Raw genomic sequence first — 15,824 nt, 5'->3', positions numbered from 1 at the left:
CCCCACGTCCCCCCCAGAAAGCCGTTTCGCGATCCGCTTAACGATAGGCTTCGTTAAGCATAACGAATGAGGGGTCATGCGTCAGGTCGAGTTGCAAAGGCGTTACCGCGATGTGATCAGCGGCGATGGCGTCGAGATCGCTGTCCGCGCCCGGCCGATGCGGCAGGCGGCCCAGCGCCAGCCAGTAATAGTCATAGCCGCGCGGATCGGCCCGCTTCTCGAACCGTGCCCGGCCATAGTCGCGCAGGCCCTGACGCGCGATACGGATGCCCTTCACCGCATCCGGCGCGACCGGCGGAAAGTTGACGTTGATCAGCGTTCGCGCCGCGAAGTCCAGGTCGAGCAGCGGGCGCAGCACCCGCTCCCCCCAGGCTTCGGCCGTGGCGAAGGAGACCTGGTCGCCGACTCCTTGCGTCGGATAACGCTGGCTGAGCGCGATCGAGCGGATGCCCGCCATCGCCCCTTCCATCGCGGCCGATACCGTGCCGGAATAAAAGACGTCCTCGCCCAGATTGGCGCCGCGATTGACGCCCGACAGGATCAGGTCGGGCTTGTGGTCCGCCATCACCTCGCCCAGCGCCATCAGCACCGAGTCGGTCGGCGTGCCCGTCACCGCAAAGCGCCGCTCACCAAATTGCCGCAGCCGCATCGGCCGGGTCAGGGTCAGCGAACGGCTGGTCCCCGACTGGTCCTCGGCGGGCGCCACGATCCAGACATCGTCCGAAAGCGTCGCCGCGATCCGCTCCAGGGCGGCAAGCCCCGGCGCGTGATAGCCATCGTCATTGGTGAGCAGGATGCGCATCAGCGCGGCTCCAGCACCGCTTGCCCACCCAGATAGGGGCGCAGCACTTCCGGCACGACGACCGAGCCGTCGGCCTGCTGGTAATTCTCGATGACGGCGACCAGCGTACGGCCGACCGCCAGTCCCGAGCCGTTGAGCGTATGGACGAAGCGCGTGCCCTTGCCCTCGGTGGGGCGATAGCGCGCCATCATCCGCCGCGCCTGGAAATCGGTGCAGGTCGAACAGGACGAAATCTCGCGATAGCGTGCCTGTCCGGGCAGCCAGACCTCCAGGTCATAGGTGCGCGCCGCCGAGAAACCCATGTCGCCGGTGCACAGCAGCATCCGGCGATAGGGAAGGCCCAGCGCCTCCAGCACGCCCTCGGCACAGGCGGTCATCCGCTCATGCTCGGCATCCGACTGGTCTGGGGTGGTGATCGACACCATCTCGACCTTGTCGAACTGGTGCTGGCGAATCAGGCCGCGCGTGTCGCGCCCTGCCGCACCCGCTTCCGAACGGAAACAGGGGGTTAGGGCGGTGAAGCGCAGCGGCAGTTCCGCCTCGCTCAGGATCGCCTCGCGCACGATATTGGTCAGCGAGACCTCTGCGGTGGGGATCAGCCAGCGGCCATCGGTGGTGCGGAACAGGTCCTCGGCGAATTTGGGCAACTGGCCGGTGCCGAACGCGGCTTCGTCGCGAACCAGCAGCGGCGGCTGAACCAGCTCGAAGCCGTTTTCCTCGGTCATCCGGTCGAGCATGAACTGGCCGAGCGCGCGCGACAGCCGCGCCATGGGGCCGCGCAGCAGCGTGAAGCGCGCGCCCGACAGCGCCACGCCGGTCTCGAAATCCATGCCCAGCGCAGGCGCGATCGCGTCATGCTCGCGCGCCTCGAAGGCGAAGGTCGCGGGGCTCCCCTTCTGGTGGACCAGCGCATTGTCATTCTCGTCCGCGCCCTGCGGCACATCGGCGGCGGGCAGGTTGGGAATGGCGGCGAGTGCGGTGTTCAGCTCGGCCTCGACGCCACGCTCCTGCTCCTCCAGCTCCGGGAGCTTGGCCTTCAGCGCGGCGACCTCGTCCATCAGGGCTTGGGCGCGTGCCTCGTCCTTGGCCGCCTTGGCCTGGCCGATCTGTTTGGACAGGTCGTTGCGGCGGGTCTGCGCGTCTTGCGCCTCGGCAATAACGGCGCGGCGGCGCTCGTCGATCGCGATCAGCGTATCGGCCTGGGGTTCCGCGCCCCGCTTGGCGAGGGCGGCGTCGAAGGCGGCGGGGTCGTCCCGGATCAGGCGAATGTCGTGCATGGGGCCGAGGCTATGGCGTTCGCTCCGCCGTCACGCAACCCGTGGCGAAGCGTCCGCGTTATCCCCGGGCTCATAGAAGGAGAAACGCGATGCAGGTGCCGCATAACAGCTTCGTGCTGGTCGTCGATGGCCGCAAGAGCCTGTTCTTTCGGAACGAGGGGGATGCCGACTATCCCAATCTGATCGTAGAACACGCGGTCGAACATCCCAATCCGGCGGATCGCAACCAGAAAACGGACAGTGCCGGGGCGGCGTCCTCTACCCAAAGCGGCGCGGGTGCGCCGCCGATCGCGCAGGGCGGATCGAACCAGGCGGGTGGCGGCGGCCAGGGTGCGCAGTTCGCCGCGTCGCGCGGCACGATGGGCGAGACCGACTTCCATCAGCAGGAAGAGGATCGCTTCGCCGCCGAGACCGCCGCGATGCTCAAGCGTCGTGCACTCGCCAACGAGTTCGAGTCGCTGATCGTGGTTGCCCCGCCCAAGACGCTGGGCGAGTTGCGCAAACACTATCACAAGTCGGTCGAGGATCGTCTGGTCGGCGAACTGGCCAAGGATCTGACCGGGCATCCGGTGCCCGAGATCGAGGCCGCGCTGCAAAAGGCGTGAATGCCGCCCGGCGGCGACCGGTCAGGCCGTTTTGGGCTTGGCCAGTCGTCGCCGGATGACCAGCGCTGCCGCCGCGCTGCCGAACAGCAGCACCATCGGCGGGGCGGGCACCGGCGTCGGGGGCGGCGTGTCACCGCCCGAGGAGGAGGCGCTGCTCGCCGAGGAGGCGCTCGACGCCGACGACGCGCTGGAGGCCGAGCTGGCCGACGAACCGTTGGACGACCAGCCGCTGCTGCTCGACGCATAGCCGCTCGACGAAGCCGAGGAGGCGGACGATGCCGACGACGCCGAAGAGGTGCTGGATGCACTCGAAGAGCTGACGTCGCCCGAGGACGAACTGGTCGACGAAACATTGCCCGACGAGGTGGAGGAACCGCCGGTCGACGAGGTGGACGACACGTTGCCCGACGAGGTCGACGAGCCGCCGGTCGACGAGCCGCCGGTCGACGATGTCGACGATACGTTCCCCGAAGAGGTGGAAGAGCCGCCGGTCGAGGAGGTGCTCGACACGTTACCCGAAGACGATGTGCTGGACACGTTGCCGCTGGACGAGGTGCTGCTGACGCCGCCGGTCGAGGTGGACGATCCGCCCGAGCCTCCGGAGGCCGACGAGGTGGACGAACCACTCGATCCACCGGACCCGCCCGATGCCGACGAGGTCGATCCGCCGCTGCTGGTCGAGGAGATCACGATGCTGCCGCTCGATCCGCCACCGCCGCCGAAGCCGCCGCCGAACCCGAACCCGCCGCCAAGGCCACCGCCCCAGCCCCCGCCGAAACCGCCACCCCAGCCGCCGATGACCGCAGGGACATAGCCGCCGCCCGGCGCGACCGATGGTGCGACGGCGGGCAGGGGGACGGGAACCGGCGGTTCCTGCGTCGTGACGGTCACGATCGTCGGAGGGGGCGTCGTGGTGGTCGTGGTCGTCCGCGTGACGGCATGCCGCCGCGCGGGCAGCGGACGATGGTGAACGATGCGCTTCTTGACCTTGGTCTGCTTGACCAGCGCCGGACGCTCGGGACGATCGACCATGTGGACGGCCCCGCCGCCGATCACAGCGCCGCCAGCGGCACAGGCCGTCAGTTTTGCCAAGGCCATTCGCACAGACATCGTCTCATCCTCAAACGGTTCAGGCCCGCAACGACACGGGACCGGACCAAGGCTTCAAACCGGGTGATGGTTCCGGCATCGCCCCCCGACCGCCCATCCGCAACCTTTTCAGCGCTTCTGTCATCACAGTGACCAACAAAGGCTTAAGGTCAAACCCATTATTGGCAGTCCGCGTCTAGCTTTGGGATTCGCCAGCCTGCACGGCGCATATTTTAGGGACATGGACGGCTCGGCGACAGCCAGGATTCGATGATCGGGTCTGTAAACTGACCATAATGGCACCAATTCGTCCATGCCAGGTTAACGCCGCAACTTTATTATAGAAATTGGCAACACGATGAAACGCCGGTCGCTTGCGGCAGACGGTGGCACCGATTATAGGCCCTCTCGACCATCAGGGGGCGGCCCCGAGGACACGGTGCCGAACGTCGCACCGACGGGCCCTTTGGGAGAGTGGTATGGCGACGGTGTTTAATCGCGTGACGGAATCCACCGGCCCGGATGCGGCCAACGATATCGACGAGAATTATCGTCCCTCGGCGGACGAGCCTTTCATGAACCTGAAGCAGCAGGCCTATTTCCGCCGCAAGCTGATCGCCTGGAAGGAAGCGATCCAGCGCGAGGCGCAGGGTACGCTGTCCCAGCTTCAGATCGACTCGCTGCGCGAACCCGATCTGACCGATCGCGCGTCGAGCGAAACCGACTGGTCGATCGAGCTTCGCACCCGTGACCGCCAGCGCAAGCTGATCTCCAAGATCGACGCCGCGCTGCGTCGGATCGAGGAGGGCGAATATGGCTATTGCGAAGTCACCGGCGAACCGATCAGCCTGGGTCGGCTGGAGGCGCGGCCGATCGCGACGATGACGGTCGAGGCGCAGGAGCGTCACGAGCGGAACGAGAAAGTCTCGCGCGACGATTGACGAATCGGCTCGGTGCTCCGGTCGATGTAGGCGGGGCGCCGGTACGGGCTTCGGCATGCGCAATGCGGGTGCGAACGCAAAAGACGTGTCCCGTTCGTCGACAGATGTCTGGAACCGCTTTCATTAAGGGGTTGGCAACGTGACGACGCGTATCGCATGGTCGCGCGAGTGGTAACGGTTAAGCGGGGGCGAACATCATGGACATGACGAATCGCGTTCCCGCAAATGGGTCTGAAATGGCGGAAGACGAACTGGAACGCAGCGACCGGGCCGGACGGCGCGACAGCCTGTTGCTGATGGCGCAGATGACGCTGGGCGACGAAGCCGCGCCCCGCGACGTGCGCGTCCGCAATATTTCCGAGGGTGGCCTGATGGCGGAACTGCCCATTTCGGTCGAAATCGGCACGGCCGTATCGCTCGACCTGCGGGGTGTCGGTCTAGTGTCGGGGCGGATTGCCTGGTGCACCCAGGGGCGGGTGGGTGTCGCCTTCGACCACCAGATCGATCCGACGCTCGTCCGCAAGCCGGTCGGCGGCGGCGCATCGACGCCGGAATATGCCAAGCCCGCGACGGGCTTGAAGACCAAGCCGTTTCATCACTGATCGGGCAAGAATATCGGGGTTGGGTGTCGGGCGGTGCATGCCCCCGACATGGGCCGCGGCGGGTCGGTTGACCCGCGCGGCCGCGTCCAGGCTATAGGCCTTGGATCTCTTCTTTCAGTCTTAGCTTCTGCTTCTTGAGATCCGCCAGGATCAGCGCGTCTGGCACGGGACGCTGTGATTCGGCGCTGATTCGCCGGTCGAGCGTGGCGTGCTTGGTCTCCAGGGCCGTTTGATGCGCCGTATGCATGGGCTTCAACCTCCTGTCATTGCTTGGGGGACTGAGTAAAACACCAAAATCATCGTCTGTCCTCATCCATTTTCGTCAGAATCGACCGGATGAGGTATTTGGCGCGATGACGTGTTGCGGCCTCTCGCCGCGCGCCTTCGGGCTTGCTAGAGGAGCGGGACCGGTGTCGGGCTTCCTTCCGTGCTGGTCGCAAAGGGGGAGCAGGATGGACGTCACGCTGGCACGCGCGCGGATCGACATGTTGCGAACCGAGCATCGCGACCTGGACGACGCGATCGCGGCGCTGCTGCAATCCACGACCCCCGACCAGTTGCAGATCGCGCGGCTGAAGAAGCGCAAATTGCGGCTGCGCGATGAACTGGCCGAGCTGGAAGACCGGCTGATCCCCGACATCATCGCCTGACGATTCCGGCGGCCGGACCGCTTCGTATCGGGACAGCCCGCGCGGAGGGCTGGCTTGTCCAGGGTGCGAATGTCGTGCGAGCCAGAGGCCATGGCTTCCACCGCGTCCCAATCCCCCCTCCATGCCAAGCTGATCGACGGCCTGTATGTCGAGGCCATGGCCCTGGCCGAGGCGGCGCGCGGCTATTTCGACGGGATCGGCCGTGACGAGCGCGATGGGCTGGATCCGGTGGTGCGGGTCGCCTTTTCCTGCGAGTCGCTGAAGGTGACGACGCGGCTGATGCACGTCATCGCATGGGTGCTGACCCAGCGCGCGGTCGAGGCGGGGGAAATGGACTGGGCCGAGGCGCGGCAACCGGTTCGGCGCCTGGGAGCCTCGCCGGATACCGACGAACCGCAGCTTGCCGCCTTGCCCGAACCGGCACGGCGGCTGACCCAGGCAAGCCTGGACCTGCATCGCCGGGTCGAGCGTCTCGATGCCATGGCCGGGGAAGACGCCCCGGCCGCCAGTCCCGTACAAGCCTTGCACGCCCGGCTGGGTAAGGCGTTTTAGCCGCGGATACTTCCTCCCCACAGGGGGAAGAGTGTGCGGCATGCTGGAGGGGTGTCACCGCTGGCAGGACACTCCGCCTTCGCCACGAGTGATGCCCCTCCGTCGGGGCTATGCCCCGACGCCTGCCCTTGCAGGGGAGGAATAGGGGTTAAGCGACAATCTCTGCCGTGCCGCCTCATATTGACGGTGAAGCTCTGCGACCCGCTCGGACGCCGGTACGATACGGTCGACCGCGCCGATGCCTTGTCCCGCGCCCCAGATGTCGCGCCAGGCCTTGGCCGCCTGGCCGCCGCCGAAGTTCATCGTCGACACATCGCCTTCGGGCAGATTGTCCGGGTCCAGGCCTGCCGCGACGATCGAGGCGCGCAGGTAATTGCCGTGCACGCCGGTAAACAGGCTGGAATAGACGATGTCGCTCGCGCGCCCTTCGACCACCGCCTGCTTATAGGCCTCCGCCGCATTGGCCTCGGCCGTGGCGATGAAGGGCGAGCCGATATAGGCGAAGTCCGCTCCCATGGCCTGCGCCGCCAGGATCGCGTCGCCGGTCGCGATCGATCCAGCGAGCGCCAGCGGGCCATCGAACCAGTTACGAATTTCCTGCACCAGCGCAAAGGGCGACAGCCGCCCCGCATGGCCGCCAGCCCCCGTCGCCACGGCGATCAGCCCGTCCGCGCCCTTCTCCACCGCCTTGCGTGCGAAGCGGTCGTCGATCACGTCATGGAGCGTGATCCCGCCCCAGCTATGAACGCCCGCATTTACCTCCTCCCGGGCGCCCAGCGAGGTGATGACGATCGGCACCTTCCACTTGGCGCAGACCGTCAGGTCGGCCTCCAGCCGATCGTTGGACCGGTGCACGATCTGGTTGACCGCGAAGGGCGCGGCGGGCCGATCGGGATTTGCCCGGTCATGCGCCGCCAGTTCCTCGGTGATCCGGTGCAGCCATTCGTCGAGCAGGCTGGCGGGCCGTGCATTCAGTGCCGGGAACGAGCCGACGATCCCCGCCTTGCACTGGGCGATGACCAGGTCCGGGTTGGAGATGATGAACAGCGGCGACCCGATCACGGGCAGGGTCAGGCGACTCAGGGCAGGGGGCAGGTTCATGGCTTTACGATAACGTAAGCGTAAGGGCTGTCCAGCCGGGCAAGGCCTGTGCAACATTATTACATGACCGTCATTTGCTTTGGGGCGGACAGGGCGTAGAGATTTGCGCATTCCCATTGAAAGGCCCTGATTGCGATGAAGTCCGCCCTATCGGTCCTGTTGGCCCTGACCGTTTCCACCCCGGCGCTGGCGGCGGGCCAGCTGCCCCAGACCGTCGCGCCGGTCCTGTACGACATCACCGTCCGTCCCGATGCGAAAGCGCTGACCTTCAGCGGCGAGGAAACCGTCGATGTCGATGTGAAACAGGCCACCGCCACCATCGTGCTGAACGCCGCCGAGCTGACCGTGACGCGCGCGACTTTCGACGGCAAGCCGATGCCTTTCGTGGCTGACAAGGCCGCCCAGACGCTGACCCTCACCCTGCCGCAGGCGGCGAGCGTCGGGCGGCACAAGGTCGGCTTTGCGTGGACGGGGACGATCAACCGTTCGGCCAATGGCCTGTTCGCGATCGACTATAGCAATGCCGATGGCTCGGCCGACCGGATGCTGGCGACCCAGTTCGAGGCGCCCGACGCGCGCCGTTTCGCGCCGATGTGGGATGAGCCCGCCTTCAAGGCGAAGTTCCGGCTTACCGCCACCGCGCCCAAGGGGCAGCGCGCGATCAGCAACATGCCCGCCGAGGCCGTGACGACGCAAGCCGACGGCAGCCAGCTCTATCGCTTCGGCGAGACGCCGGTGATGTCCAGCTATCTGCTGTTCTTCGGCTCGGGCAATCTGGACCGCAAGACGGTGGACGCGAACGGCGTCCAGATCGGCGTGGTCAGCCGCAAGGGCGTGGTCGACCAGGGCGACTATTCGCTGGGCGCGGCGACCAAGCTGTTGAGCTATTACAATGATTATTTCGGCACGCCCTATCCGCTGCCTAAGATGGACATGATTGCGGGGCCGGGCTCCAGCCAGTTCTTCGGCGCGATGGAGAATTGGGGCGCGATCTTCTATTTCGAGAATGAGTTGCTCTTCAACCCGCAGGTGATGAGCGAAAGCAACCGCCAGCGTATCCATACCGTCGTCGCGCATGAAATGGCACATCAGTGGTTCGGTGACCTCGTCACCATGCGCTGGTGGGACGATCTGTGGCTGAACGAGGGGTTCGCCTCGTGGATGGAGGGCAAGGCCAGCAACGACCTGAACCCGGCTTGGGAAGCGGCGGCGGCCGCCGTGTCGGGCGAGCGCGAGTCGGCGATGGGCATCGACGCGACCAGCGCCACCCACCCGATCATCCGCAAGGTCGAAACGGTCGACCAGATCGGCGAGTCCTTCGACGGCATCACCTATCTCAAGGGACAGGCGGTGATCGGGATGCTCGAATCGACGCTGGGCGCCGATACGTTCCGCAAGGGCATCCGCGCCTATATGGCGAAGTATAAGTATCAGAATACGGTGACCGACCAGCTCTGGGAGGAGCTGTCCAAGGCATCGGGCACCAATGTCGCGACCATCGCGCATGACTTCACGTTGCAGGGCGGCGTGCCGCTGATCACGCTGCAGGGCACACGCTGCGAGGGCGGCAAGACCGTCGCGACGCTGACCCAGGGCCGGTTCGGACTGGATGAGGCGTCGAAGGCGGCGCAGACTTGGCATGTGCCGATCCGCGTGGCGACCATCGGCGGGGCCGAGACGACGGCCATCGTCACCGGCGCGGCACCCGCCCCGGTGACGGTCGGCGGTTGCGGCACGCTGGTGCTGAACCAGGGCAAGGGCTCCTATACGCGCGTCATGTATGACGATGCGGGTCATGCCGCGATCGTGCGCGATTATGCGAAGCTGGCGTTGAACGATCGTCTGGGGACCCTGGGCGACGATTATGCGCTGGCGGCGGGCGGTTATCAGGATCTGAGCCGCTGGTTCGACCTGATGGCGCAGGTGAAGCCTGAGGCCGATCCGCTGGAATGGCAGGCGGTCGCCGGAGAACTGGCGCGGCTGAACGGCCTGTACGAGGGCACGCCGCTCGAAACGCCGCTGCGTGCGCGCACGGCGGCGATCCTGTCGCCGGTGCTGGCGCGGATCGGGTTCGAGCCCAAGCCTGAGGATGGTGCGCTCGTCTCCAACCTGCGCGAGACGCTGATCGGGCAGCTGGGCACCAGCGGCGATGCGATGGTCGCGGCGCGCGCACGGGGCTATGTCACCGCGCTCGCCAAGAACCCCAACGCCATTCCGGGCGCCATCCGCCAGCCGATCCTGGCGACCTATGCCACCCGCGCGACGGCGGACGAATGGGACCGGCTGTACGAACTGGCCAAAGCCGAGCGCAATCCGGTGGTCAAGAACCGTTATGTCTCGCTGCTGGGCTATGCCGAGGACGATTCCGCGGCACGCCGTGCGCTGAGCGTGCTGAAGGACAACACCTTCACCCCGCCGCAGCGTGCCGCGCTGCTCCGCTCGATCGCGGGGGCGCATCCCGACATGGCGTTCGACTGGGCGGTGCAGAACAAGCCGCTGGTCGACAGCTTCCTGGAGGAGAGCAACCGCGCGACCTTCATCGTCGGGCTCGGCGCGGGTTCGAACGATCCCGCCATGCCCGGCAAGATCGAGGCCTGGGCCAACGCCAACCTGCCCAAGGGCTCGCGCGGCGGGGCCAAGCGGTCGATCTCGCAGATCGCTGTGCGCAAGGCGGTCGCGGATCGCCTGAAGCCCGCCGTCCAGACCTGGCTGGCGCGCTGATGTAAGAGGCTGGCGGGGGCAGTGTCCCCGCCAGCCCAGCCTGAGCTAAGTCGAAGACCAACGAAGAACCCAAACCCCTCTGTTCCCCGGCGAAGGCCGGGGCCCAGTTTCTTCGAGGCGGAGGGGGAATGAAAACGGCGAGTGGGAGGCCAAGGCGATCCGTGCCCATTTGCCTGCCACGCAATTCATCGCGCCATCGCGCCCAAGTGGAAACTGGAACCTCGACCTTCGCCGGGGACCAGCGTGAATTCGGGCTAAAGGCGTAGCCTCCGAAGTCGCTCAGGCTGGACGGCGCGTATGATAATCGCCCCAGATCCTCCCAACCTCTTGCTTCCCATATCGAAACACGAAACGATGACGGCTCCGTCACCTATCTCGTGAGCCCTTCGTGATCCGCAACAGCCTAACCCTCCTCCTCGCCGCCACCGCCATGACCGCGCCGCTCGCCGCACAGGAAGAGGGGGAAAAGAAGGCTCCACATCACGAAGCCGCCAAGGCCGAGGCGGAGGCCGCCTGGGCGCGCGCGCCGCTGGAGGAAACCGAGGTCCGCCACCGCGACAGCGTGACGATCAATGGCCGCGCTTATCCCTATGTCGCCTCGGCGGGCACGCTGACCGTGCGGGACATCGAGGGCAAGCCGACCGCCTCGATGTTCTACACCGCCTATACGCTCGACGGTACCAAGCCCGGCACCAAGCGGCCTGTGACGTTCCTCTACAATGGCGGGCCGGGATCGCCGTCCTTCTGGCTGCGCATGGGCTCGTTCGCGCCGATCCGCATCCGCACCACCAGCCCGGAGTTCGTGCGGCCGGCACCTTATGATGTCGGACCCAACCCGGACTCGCTGCTCGACAAGACCGACCTGGTGTTCCTCGACGCGATCGGCACCGGCTATTCGCGGCCGCTGGGCGATATGAAGCCCGCGCAATTCTACGGCGTCGACGAGGATGTCGACGTCTTTGCGGGCGCGATCCAGCGTTACGTCACCAAATATGGCCGCTGGATGAGCCCGAAATTCCTGCTCGGCGAAAGCTATGGCACGCTGCGCTCGGGCGCGCTGGCCTATCAGTTGCAGGAAAAGGGCATGGCGCTGAACGGCGTCGTGCTGCTCAGCTCGATCATGAATTACGGCTATCGCCAGCCGGGGCTGGATCAGGTCTATCTCAATTACCTGCCCAGCTATGCCGCGACCGCCTGGTATCACAATCGCCTGGCCGATCGCCCTGCCGATGTCGCGACCGTGGTGGCGCAGGCGCGTGCCTTTGCGGTCGGGCCGTATATGTCGGCGCTGGCCAAGGGACAGAGCATCTCGCCGCAGGAGCGCGACCAGATCGCCGAACAGATGAGCCGCCTGATCGGCATCTCGCCCGACTATATCAAGCGCGCGAACCTGCGGATCGACCTGCCGCGTTTCCAGAAGGAATTGCTGCGCGGGTCGGCGCGCACGGTCGGCCGGTTCGACTCGCGTTACCTTGGCATCGACACCGACGCGGCGGGCGAGCGGCCGGAGACGGACGCCTCTTCGGACGCGATTTCAGGAGCTTATATCGCATCCTTCCAGGATTATCTGCAGTCGACGCTCGGCTACAAGACCGATCTGCCCTATCGCCTGTCGGCGCGCGACGCAGCAGGCTGGACCTGGAACTGGAAGCACAAGTCGCCCGACGGGTCGCAGAACAACCCCAACACCGCGATCGACCTGGGCGCCGCGATGCGGGCGAACCCGTATCTGAAGGTGCTGTCGATGAACGGCTATTACGACATGGCGACCCCGTTCTTCGGCACCGAGAATGATCTGGGCCATATGATGCTGGAGCCCGCGCAGCAGGCCAATCTGCGCTTCACCTATTATCCGGCCGGTCACATGACCTACCTCAACCCCGATGCGCTACGGAGCATGAAGGCCGACCTGTCGCGCTGGTATGACGAGGCGGTTAGCGATGCGAAATCGTCCACCCCGCCGGTGCCGCCGTCAGGGCAGGGGGCGCGGCAATCGCGGTGAGCTTTGCCCGCCATGGCGACCGGTTCTGGCTGCGTCGGATACGTCACTCGATATAGAGGTCGACCATCACGCGCGTCCGGCTTTTATCGGTCAGGACCTTTACCATGCCGCCTTGGTCAAACTCCTTTGGCTCGGCAACGTAGATATGGGAAATCGGAAAGTCCGGGCCGATCGCGGGACCGCAACAATAACTATGGCTCGTTTCGGGTCCTGCGGTTTCCAGGCATGGCCCGCCGACATCCGGTCCTGCGGAGAAGCAGGAGCGGGTCGTATGGAAGCGATATCCGCGCAAAAGCGCGCTGATGTCGGAACTGGCCGCGCGGAAGGTGCATCGTTCCAGCACGTCGGAGAAGCCGAAGCTGGAGCATGCAATATCACTAACCGAGACTGGCAGGGTCGCGATGTTCAACATGATCGACACATGTCGCCGCTCCATCGTGCGCCACCCCGCGACGCCAGCTATGACGATCAGCGCAACGAAGCATATCGCCGCGACGGTCGTTTTCGACGGTGAGACGTTCATGCCATCAAAATGACGCGACACGGTGAGCCTGTCATCATCCGGCAAGCAAATCGCACATCGGACTCCAATTGGAGCCGATATATCTTGCTAATGACTAGAAAATGGTGGACGCACTTGGGCTCGAACCAAGGACCCGCTGATTAAGAGTCAGCTGCTCTACCAACTGAGCTATGCGTCCGATGCCGGTCTGCGGCATGGCGGGGAGCGTGTCCCCGTCTGGTGGGGCGCTATTAGCCGGGCATGTCCGACCTGCCAAGGGGGTTTTTGACATTTTTTTGGCAGTCGCGGCGGCATGTCCGGCCTGGGTGGCGCAAGTCCCTCAATAACCGACCGTAAAACGCTGGCGGATGTGGCGGGGCTGCTCGATTTCGTCGACCAGCGCGATGGCATAGTCCTCGAACGAGATGCTGCTGCCCTGCTCGTTCGACAGAAGCGTGTCGGCGCCGAGCCGGAATTGGCCGGTCCGCTCACCGGGGACGAACATCGCGGAGGGGGAGAGGAAGGTCCATTCCAGATCCTCGACGCCGCGCAGCAGGTCGAGGAATTCGGCGCCCGCGCTCGCCTCTGCCTTGTACGCGTCCGAGAAACCCGGCTGGTCGATCAGGCGCTGGCCGGGCGCGATCTCCAAACTGCCCGCGCCGCCGACGACGAGGTAGCGCTTCACGCGCGACGCGCGGACGGTGCCGATCAGTCCGGCCGCGTCAGTGGGGGCGAAGTGGACCGAACTGACGACCGCGTCATGCCCGCGCAGCGTATCGGCCAGCGAATCCGGTGCGTTCACATCTCCTGAAACCGGGGCGACGCCGGGCAGGGTGGCGATCCGGTCGGTATTGCGCGCGATGGCGGTCACGGCATGGCCACGATCCGACAATTCCCTCAGGATGCGCGAGCCTGCGTTACCCGAGGCTCCGATCAGGGCGATCTTCATGGTCTTTCCTTTCCAAGGTCCACTTTGTAGACCGTGGAGCTATGCAGAGCGCCGCCGCACCACAAGACGTCATTTTGCAGGGACCAGGTCACATGGATGTGACCACGGCGTTGAGCGGGGAGGGCGGCTGCCCGATCCGCGACGTGCTCGACCGGATCGGCGATCAATGGAGCCTGCTGGTCCTCGCCGCGCTGGAGCCGGAGACGCTGCGGTTCAACGTCTTGTTGCGGCGAATCGGCGATGTATCGAAACAGATGCTGTCGCGCACGCTGCGACGGCTCGAGGAGGACGGGTTCGTCGAGCGGACGGTCTATGCGGAGGTGCCGCCAAGGGTGGAATACAGCCTGACCGATCTGGGCCGGTCGTTCCTGGTGCCGATGCGGGCGCTGATCGGCTGGGCGGACACGCATCAGCCTGAGGTAGAGGCGGCCCGCGCGGCCTATCGCGCGCGGGCCTGACCCCGCTCTTTCATCAGGCGATATGAACCGCCTTGGTGATCATATGGTTGGCAATGCCTTCGGGGCCGTCTTCCGAACCATAGCCGCTTTCCTTGACCCCGCCAAAGGGCGCATCGCCCCAGCTGAGGCGGACGGTATTGATCGCGACCATGCCCGCCTCGATCTCGTCGGCGAGCTGGTTCTGGCGGCGGCCATTCTCGGTGAAGCAATAGGCGCCCAGACCGAAAGGCAGGCGGTTGGCTTCGGCGATCGCATCCTCGGTGGTGGCGAAGGGGCGGATCAGCGCGATCGGGCCGAACGGCTCCTCGTTCATCGCCTGCGCATCGAGCGAGACATCGGCCAGCACGGTGGGCGAGAAGAAAAAGCCGTCCCCGCCTTTGGCTTCGCCGCCGGTCAGCTTGCGCGCGCCGTTCCGCACGGCGTCCTCGATCATCGCGCCGATCGCTTGCGGACGGCGGGGATTGGCCATCGGCCCCATCTGCGTGTCATTCGACAGGCCGTCCCCGATCTTCAGGGCGGCGGCGCGTTCGGCAAAGCCCTTGGCAAAGCGCTCGTAAATCCCCTCCTGCACATGGAAGCGGGTGGGGGCGACGCAGACCTGGCCCGCATTGCGGAATTTGTGGGTGACCAGCAGGTCGAGCGTCTTGTCCAGATCGCAATCGTCGAAGACCAGCACCGGGCCATGGCCGCCCAGCTCCATGGTCGACTTCATCACCGTATCGGCGGCAAGCTTCAGCAGGTGCTTGCCGACCGGGACCGACCCGGTGAAGCTGAGCTTGCGGGTGACCGGGGAGGCGAGCAGGTGGCGCGACACCGCATCGGGTACGCCGAAGACCAGCTGCGCGACATCGCCCGGCAGGCCCGCATCCTGGAAGCAGCGCATGATCGCGATGGCACTGGCGGGGGTTTCCTCGCTGGGCTTCAGGATGACCGAGCAACCCGCCGCAATGGCGGGCGAAATCTTGCGCACCGGGTTCATCACGGGGAAGTTCCAGGCGCAGAAGGCCGCGACCGGGCCGACCGGCTGGTGCAGTACCAGCGAGCGCGTGCCGGTGGGACGCGGCAGGACGCGCCCATAGATACGCACCGCTTCCCCTGCATGGAAATCGAGCAGGGCGGCGGTGGCGGCGACTTCGCCGCGCGCCTCGACGATCGGCTTGCCTTCCTCTAGCGTCGCGAGTCGCGCCAGTTCCTCGGCGCGCTCGCGGACCAGGGCGGCGGTGCGGTGAAGGACGGCGGCGCGCTCCTGCGGCGCGACTTTACGCCACTGCTCGAACCCGCGCGCGGCGGCCTCCAGCGCACGGTCCATGTCGGCGGCGGTCGCCAGCGGCAGCTCGCCCAGCGACTGGCCGGTCGCCGGGTTCAGCACCGCCTGGGTATCGCGCCCCTCCGGCCCCAGCCACTCGCCGCCGATATAAAGGCCGGTTTTTACATCAAGTTGCTGGGCGGTCATGTGGGTCCTTTCGAAAAGGCTAGGGGGTCGAATGCGCGCCGGAGATCGGCCTTGTGCCCCGTCGATACAAGGCCGGGCAGAGCCGAAATGGGCTTCTGTCAGGATCGAGGGAGCAAAAGC

At 65.8% G+C, this 15,824-nt stretch carries 17 protein-coding genes and 1 tRNA gene; 10 read left to right on the top strand and 8 right to left on the bottom strand.

Annotated elements, in window-relative coordinates; translation table 11 throughout:
• Nucleotides 1-37 precede the first annotated feature (37 nt).
• Together surE and serS are read right to left on the bottom strand one after the other, a co-directional pair.
• Nucleotides 38-802, bottom strand: a complete 765-nt coding sequence (gene surE, locus ACQR50_RS10205; protein WP_428968224.1) for a 5'/3'-nucleotidase SurE — start codon at nt 800-802, stop codon at nt 38-40.
• On the bottom strand, nt 802-2,079 hold the full coding sequence (gene serS / locus ACQR50_RS10200; RefSeq protein WP_428968223.1) for a serine--tRNA ligase: 1,278 nt from the start codon (nt 2,077-2,079) through the stop codon (nt 802-804). Before serS ends, surE begins: the two co-directional genes overlap by 1 nt.
• An 89-nt stretch (nt 2,080-2,168) precedes the next feature.
• Between serS and ACQR50_RS10195 the strand changes: the two genes are divergently transcribed.
• The 5 genes from ACQR50_RS10195 to ACQR50_RS10175 all read left to right on the top strand — a co-directional run bounded on the left by ACQR50_RS10195 (nt 2,169) and on the right by ACQR50_RS10175 (nt 5,316).
• Nucleotides 2,169-2,684 (top strand): host attachment family protein, encoded by a 516-nt coding sequence (locus ACQR50_RS10195; protein WP_428968222.1) that lies wholly within the window; start codon nt 2,169-2,171, stop codon nt 2,682-2,684.
• A 37-nt stretch (nt 2,685-2,721) separates the two neighbouring features.
• Nucleotides 2,722-2,931 carry a hypothetical protein gene (locus ACQR50_RS10190; protein WP_428968221.1) on the top strand — a complete coding sequence of 70 codons (210 nt, stop codon included), beginning with the start codon at nt 2,722-2,724 and terminating at the stop codon, nt 2,929-2,931.
• A 48-nt stretch (nt 2,932-2,979) separates the two neighbouring features.
• Complete coding sequence (locus ACQR50_RS10185) at nt 2,980-3,498, top strand: hypothetical protein (RefSeq protein ID WP_428968220.1); 519 nt, start codon at nt 2,980-2,982, stop codon at nt 3,496-3,498.
• A 754-nt stretch (nt 3,499-4,252) separates the two neighbouring features.
• Complete coding sequence (dksA, locus tag ACQR50_RS10180; protein WP_058744014.1) at nt 4,253-4,714, top strand: RNA polymerase-binding protein DksA; 462 nt, start codon at nt 4,253-4,255, stop codon at nt 4,712-4,714.
• 236 nt (nt 4,715-4,950) lie between these two features.
• Complete coding sequence (locus tag ACQR50_RS10175) at nt 4,951-5,316, top strand: PilZ domain-containing protein (protein WP_428968219.1); 366 nt, start codon at nt 4,951-4,953, stop codon at nt 5,314-5,316.
• Nucleotides 5,317-5,407: 91 nt separating this feature from the next.
• Here the strand turns inward: ACQR50_RS10175 and ACQR50_RS10170 are convergent, their stop codons facing one another.
• On the bottom strand, nt 5,408-5,563 hold the full coding sequence (locus ACQR50_RS10170) for a YdcH family protein (protein ID WP_076716590.1): 156 nt from the start codon (nt 5,561-5,563) through the stop codon (nt 5,408-5,410).
• A gap of 205 nt (nt 5,564-5,768) precedes the next feature.
• On the opposite strand from ACQR50_RS10170, the gene ACQR50_RS10165 reads away from it, so the two are divergent.
• Together ACQR50_RS10165 and ACQR50_RS10160 are read left to right on the top strand one after the other, a co-directional pair.
• Complete coding sequence (locus tag ACQR50_RS10165; RefSeq protein WP_056437698.1) at nt 5,769-5,966, top strand: YdcH family protein; 198 nt, start codon at nt 5,769-5,771, stop codon at nt 5,964-5,966.
• Between the two features lie 90 nt (nt 5,967-6,056).
• Nucleotides 6,057-6,518, top strand: a complete 462-nt coding sequence (locus ACQR50_RS10160) for a DUF1465 family protein (RefSeq protein WP_428968218.1) — start codon at nt 6,057-6,059, stop codon at nt 6,516-6,518.
• A 108-nt stretch (nt 6,519-6,626) separates the two neighbouring features.
• Here the strand turns inward: ACQR50_RS10160 and ACQR50_RS10155 are convergent, their stop codons facing one another.
• A complete protein-coding gene (locus ACQR50_RS10155) occupies nt 6,627-7,619 on the bottom strand; it encodes an NAD(P)H-dependent flavin oxidoreductase (RefSeq protein ID WP_428968217.1) in 993 nt (330 codons plus the stop codon).
• A 135-nt stretch (nt 7,620-7,754) separates the two neighbouring features.
• Here ACQR50_RS10155 and ACQR50_RS10150 point away from each other — a divergent pair, with 135 nt between their 5' ends.
• Both ACQR50_RS10150 and ACQR50_RS10145 read left to right on the top strand, forming a co-directional pair.
• Nucleotides 7,755-10,340, top strand: a complete 2,586-nt coding sequence (locus tag ACQR50_RS10150) for a M1 family metallopeptidase (protein WP_428968216.1) — start codon at nt 7,755-7,757, stop codon at nt 10,338-10,340.
• Between the two features lie 430 nt (nt 10,341-10,770).
• The gene (locus tag ACQR50_RS10145) at nt 10,771-12,342 is read left to right on the top strand and encodes a S10 family peptidase (RefSeq protein WP_428970683.1); all 1,572 of its coding nucleotides are present in this window, start codon (nt 10,771-10,773) and stop codon (nt 12,340-12,342) included.
• A 43-nt stretch (nt 12,343-12,385) separates the two neighbouring features.
• Here ACQR50_RS10145 and ACQR50_RS10140 read toward each other — a convergent pair whose 3' ends face one another.
• From ACQR50_RS10140 to ACQR50_RS10130, 3 genes are all read right to left on the bottom strand, one after another.
• Nucleotides 12,386-12,910 carry a hypothetical protein gene (locus tag ACQR50_RS10140; protein ID WP_428968215.1) on the bottom strand — a complete coding sequence of 175 codons (525 nt, stop codon included), beginning with the start codon at nt 12,908-12,910 and terminating at the stop codon, nt 12,386-12,388.
• A 57-nt stretch (nt 12,911-12,967) separates the two neighbouring features.
• Nucleotides 12,968-13,043: transfer RNA gene (locus ACQR50_RS10135), tRNA-Lys, on the bottom strand.
• 141 nt (nt 13,044-13,184) lie between these two features.
• Nucleotides 13,185-13,793, bottom strand: coding sequence for an NAD(P)-dependent oxidoreductase (locus tag ACQR50_RS10130; protein ID WP_428968214.1), 609 nt, complete (start codon nt 13,791-13,793; stop codon nt 13,185-13,187).
• A 92-nt stretch (nt 13,794-13,885) separates the two neighbouring features.
• On the opposite strand from ACQR50_RS10130, the gene ACQR50_RS10125 reads away from it, so the two are divergent.
• A complete protein-coding gene (locus ACQR50_RS10125) occupies nt 13,886-14,251 on the top strand; it encodes a winged helix-turn-helix transcriptional regulator (RefSeq protein WP_428968213.1) in 366 nt (121 codons plus the stop codon).
• Between the two features lie 13 nt (nt 14,252-14,264).
• Here ACQR50_RS10125 and ACQR50_RS10120 read toward each other — a convergent pair whose 3' ends face one another.
• Complete coding sequence (locus ACQR50_RS10120; RefSeq protein ID WP_428968212.1) at nt 14,265-15,704, bottom strand: NAD-dependent succinate-semialdehyde dehydrogenase; 1,440 nt, start codon at nt 15,702-15,704, stop codon at nt 14,265-14,267.
• Nucleotides 15,705-15,824: the final 120 nt, after the last annotated feature.

Source organism: Sphingomonas sp. Xoc002, assembly GCF_050408055.1.
GTDB classification, from domain to species: domain Bacteria; phylum Pseudomonadota; class Alphaproteobacteria; order Sphingomonadales; family Sphingomonadaceae; genus Sphingomonas; species Sphingomonas yabuuchiae.
Note: the sequence above shows the minus strand (reverse complement) of the source record. Positions and strands in the feature narration are given on the sequence as shown.

Bases quoted from the DNA above. Each gene is read 5' to 3' on its own strand.
- ACQR50_RS10170 (WP_076716590.1), bottom strand. From the start codon at position 5,563: ATGCATACGGCGCATCAAACGGCCCTGGAGACCAAGCACGCCACGCTC.
- ACQR50_RS10195 (WP_428968222.1), top strand. From the start codon at position 2,169: ATGCAGGTGCCGCATAACAGCTTCGTGCTGGTCGTCGATGGCCGCAAG.
- serS (WP_428968223.1), bottom strand. From the start codon at position 2,079: ATGCACGACATTCGCCTGATCCGGGACGACCCCGCCGCCTTCGACGCC.
- ACQR50_RS10160 (WP_428968218.1), top strand. From the start codon at position 6,057: ATGGCTTCCACCGCGTCCCAATCCCCCCTCCATGCCAAGCTGATCGAC.
- ACQR50_RS10175 (WP_428968219.1), top strand. From the start codon at position 4,951: ATGGCGGAAGACGAACTGGAACGCAGCGACCGGGCCGGACGGCGCGAC.
- ACQR50_RS10155 (WP_428968217.1), bottom strand. From the start codon at position 7,619: ATGAACCTGCCCCCTGCCCTGAGTCGCCTGACCCTGCCCGTGATCGGG.
- ACQR50_RS10150 (WP_428968216.1), top strand. From the start codon at position 7,755: ATGAAGTCCGCCCTATCGGTCCTGTTGGCCCTGACCGTTTCCACCCCG.
- dksA (WP_058744014.1), top strand. From the start codon at position 4,253: ATGGCGACGGTGTTTAATCGCGTGACGGAATCCACCGGCCCGGATGCG.
- ACQR50_RS10125 (WP_428968213.1), top strand. From the start codon at position 13,886: ATGGATGTGACCACGGCGTTGAGCGGGGAGGGCGGCTGCCCGATCCGC.
- ACQR50_RS10165 (WP_056437698.1), top strand. From the start codon at position 5,769: ATGGACGTCACGCTGGCACGCGCGCGGATCGACATGTTGCGAACCGAG.
- ACQR50_RS10145 (WP_428970683.1), top strand. From the start codon at position 10,771: ATGACCGCGCCGCTCGCCGCACAGGAAGAGGGGGAAAAGAAGGCTCCA.
- surE (WP_428968224.1), bottom strand. From the start codon at position 802: ATGCGCATCCTGCTCACCAATGACGATGGCTATCACGCGCCGGGGCTT.
- ACQR50_RS10130 (WP_428968214.1), bottom strand. From the start codon at position 13,793: ATGAAGATCGCCCTGATCGGAGCCTCGGGTAACGCAGGCTCGCGCATC.
- ACQR50_RS10120 (WP_428968212.1), bottom strand. From the start codon at position 15,704: ATGACCGCCCAGCAACTTGATGTAAAAACCGGCCTTTATATCGGCGGC.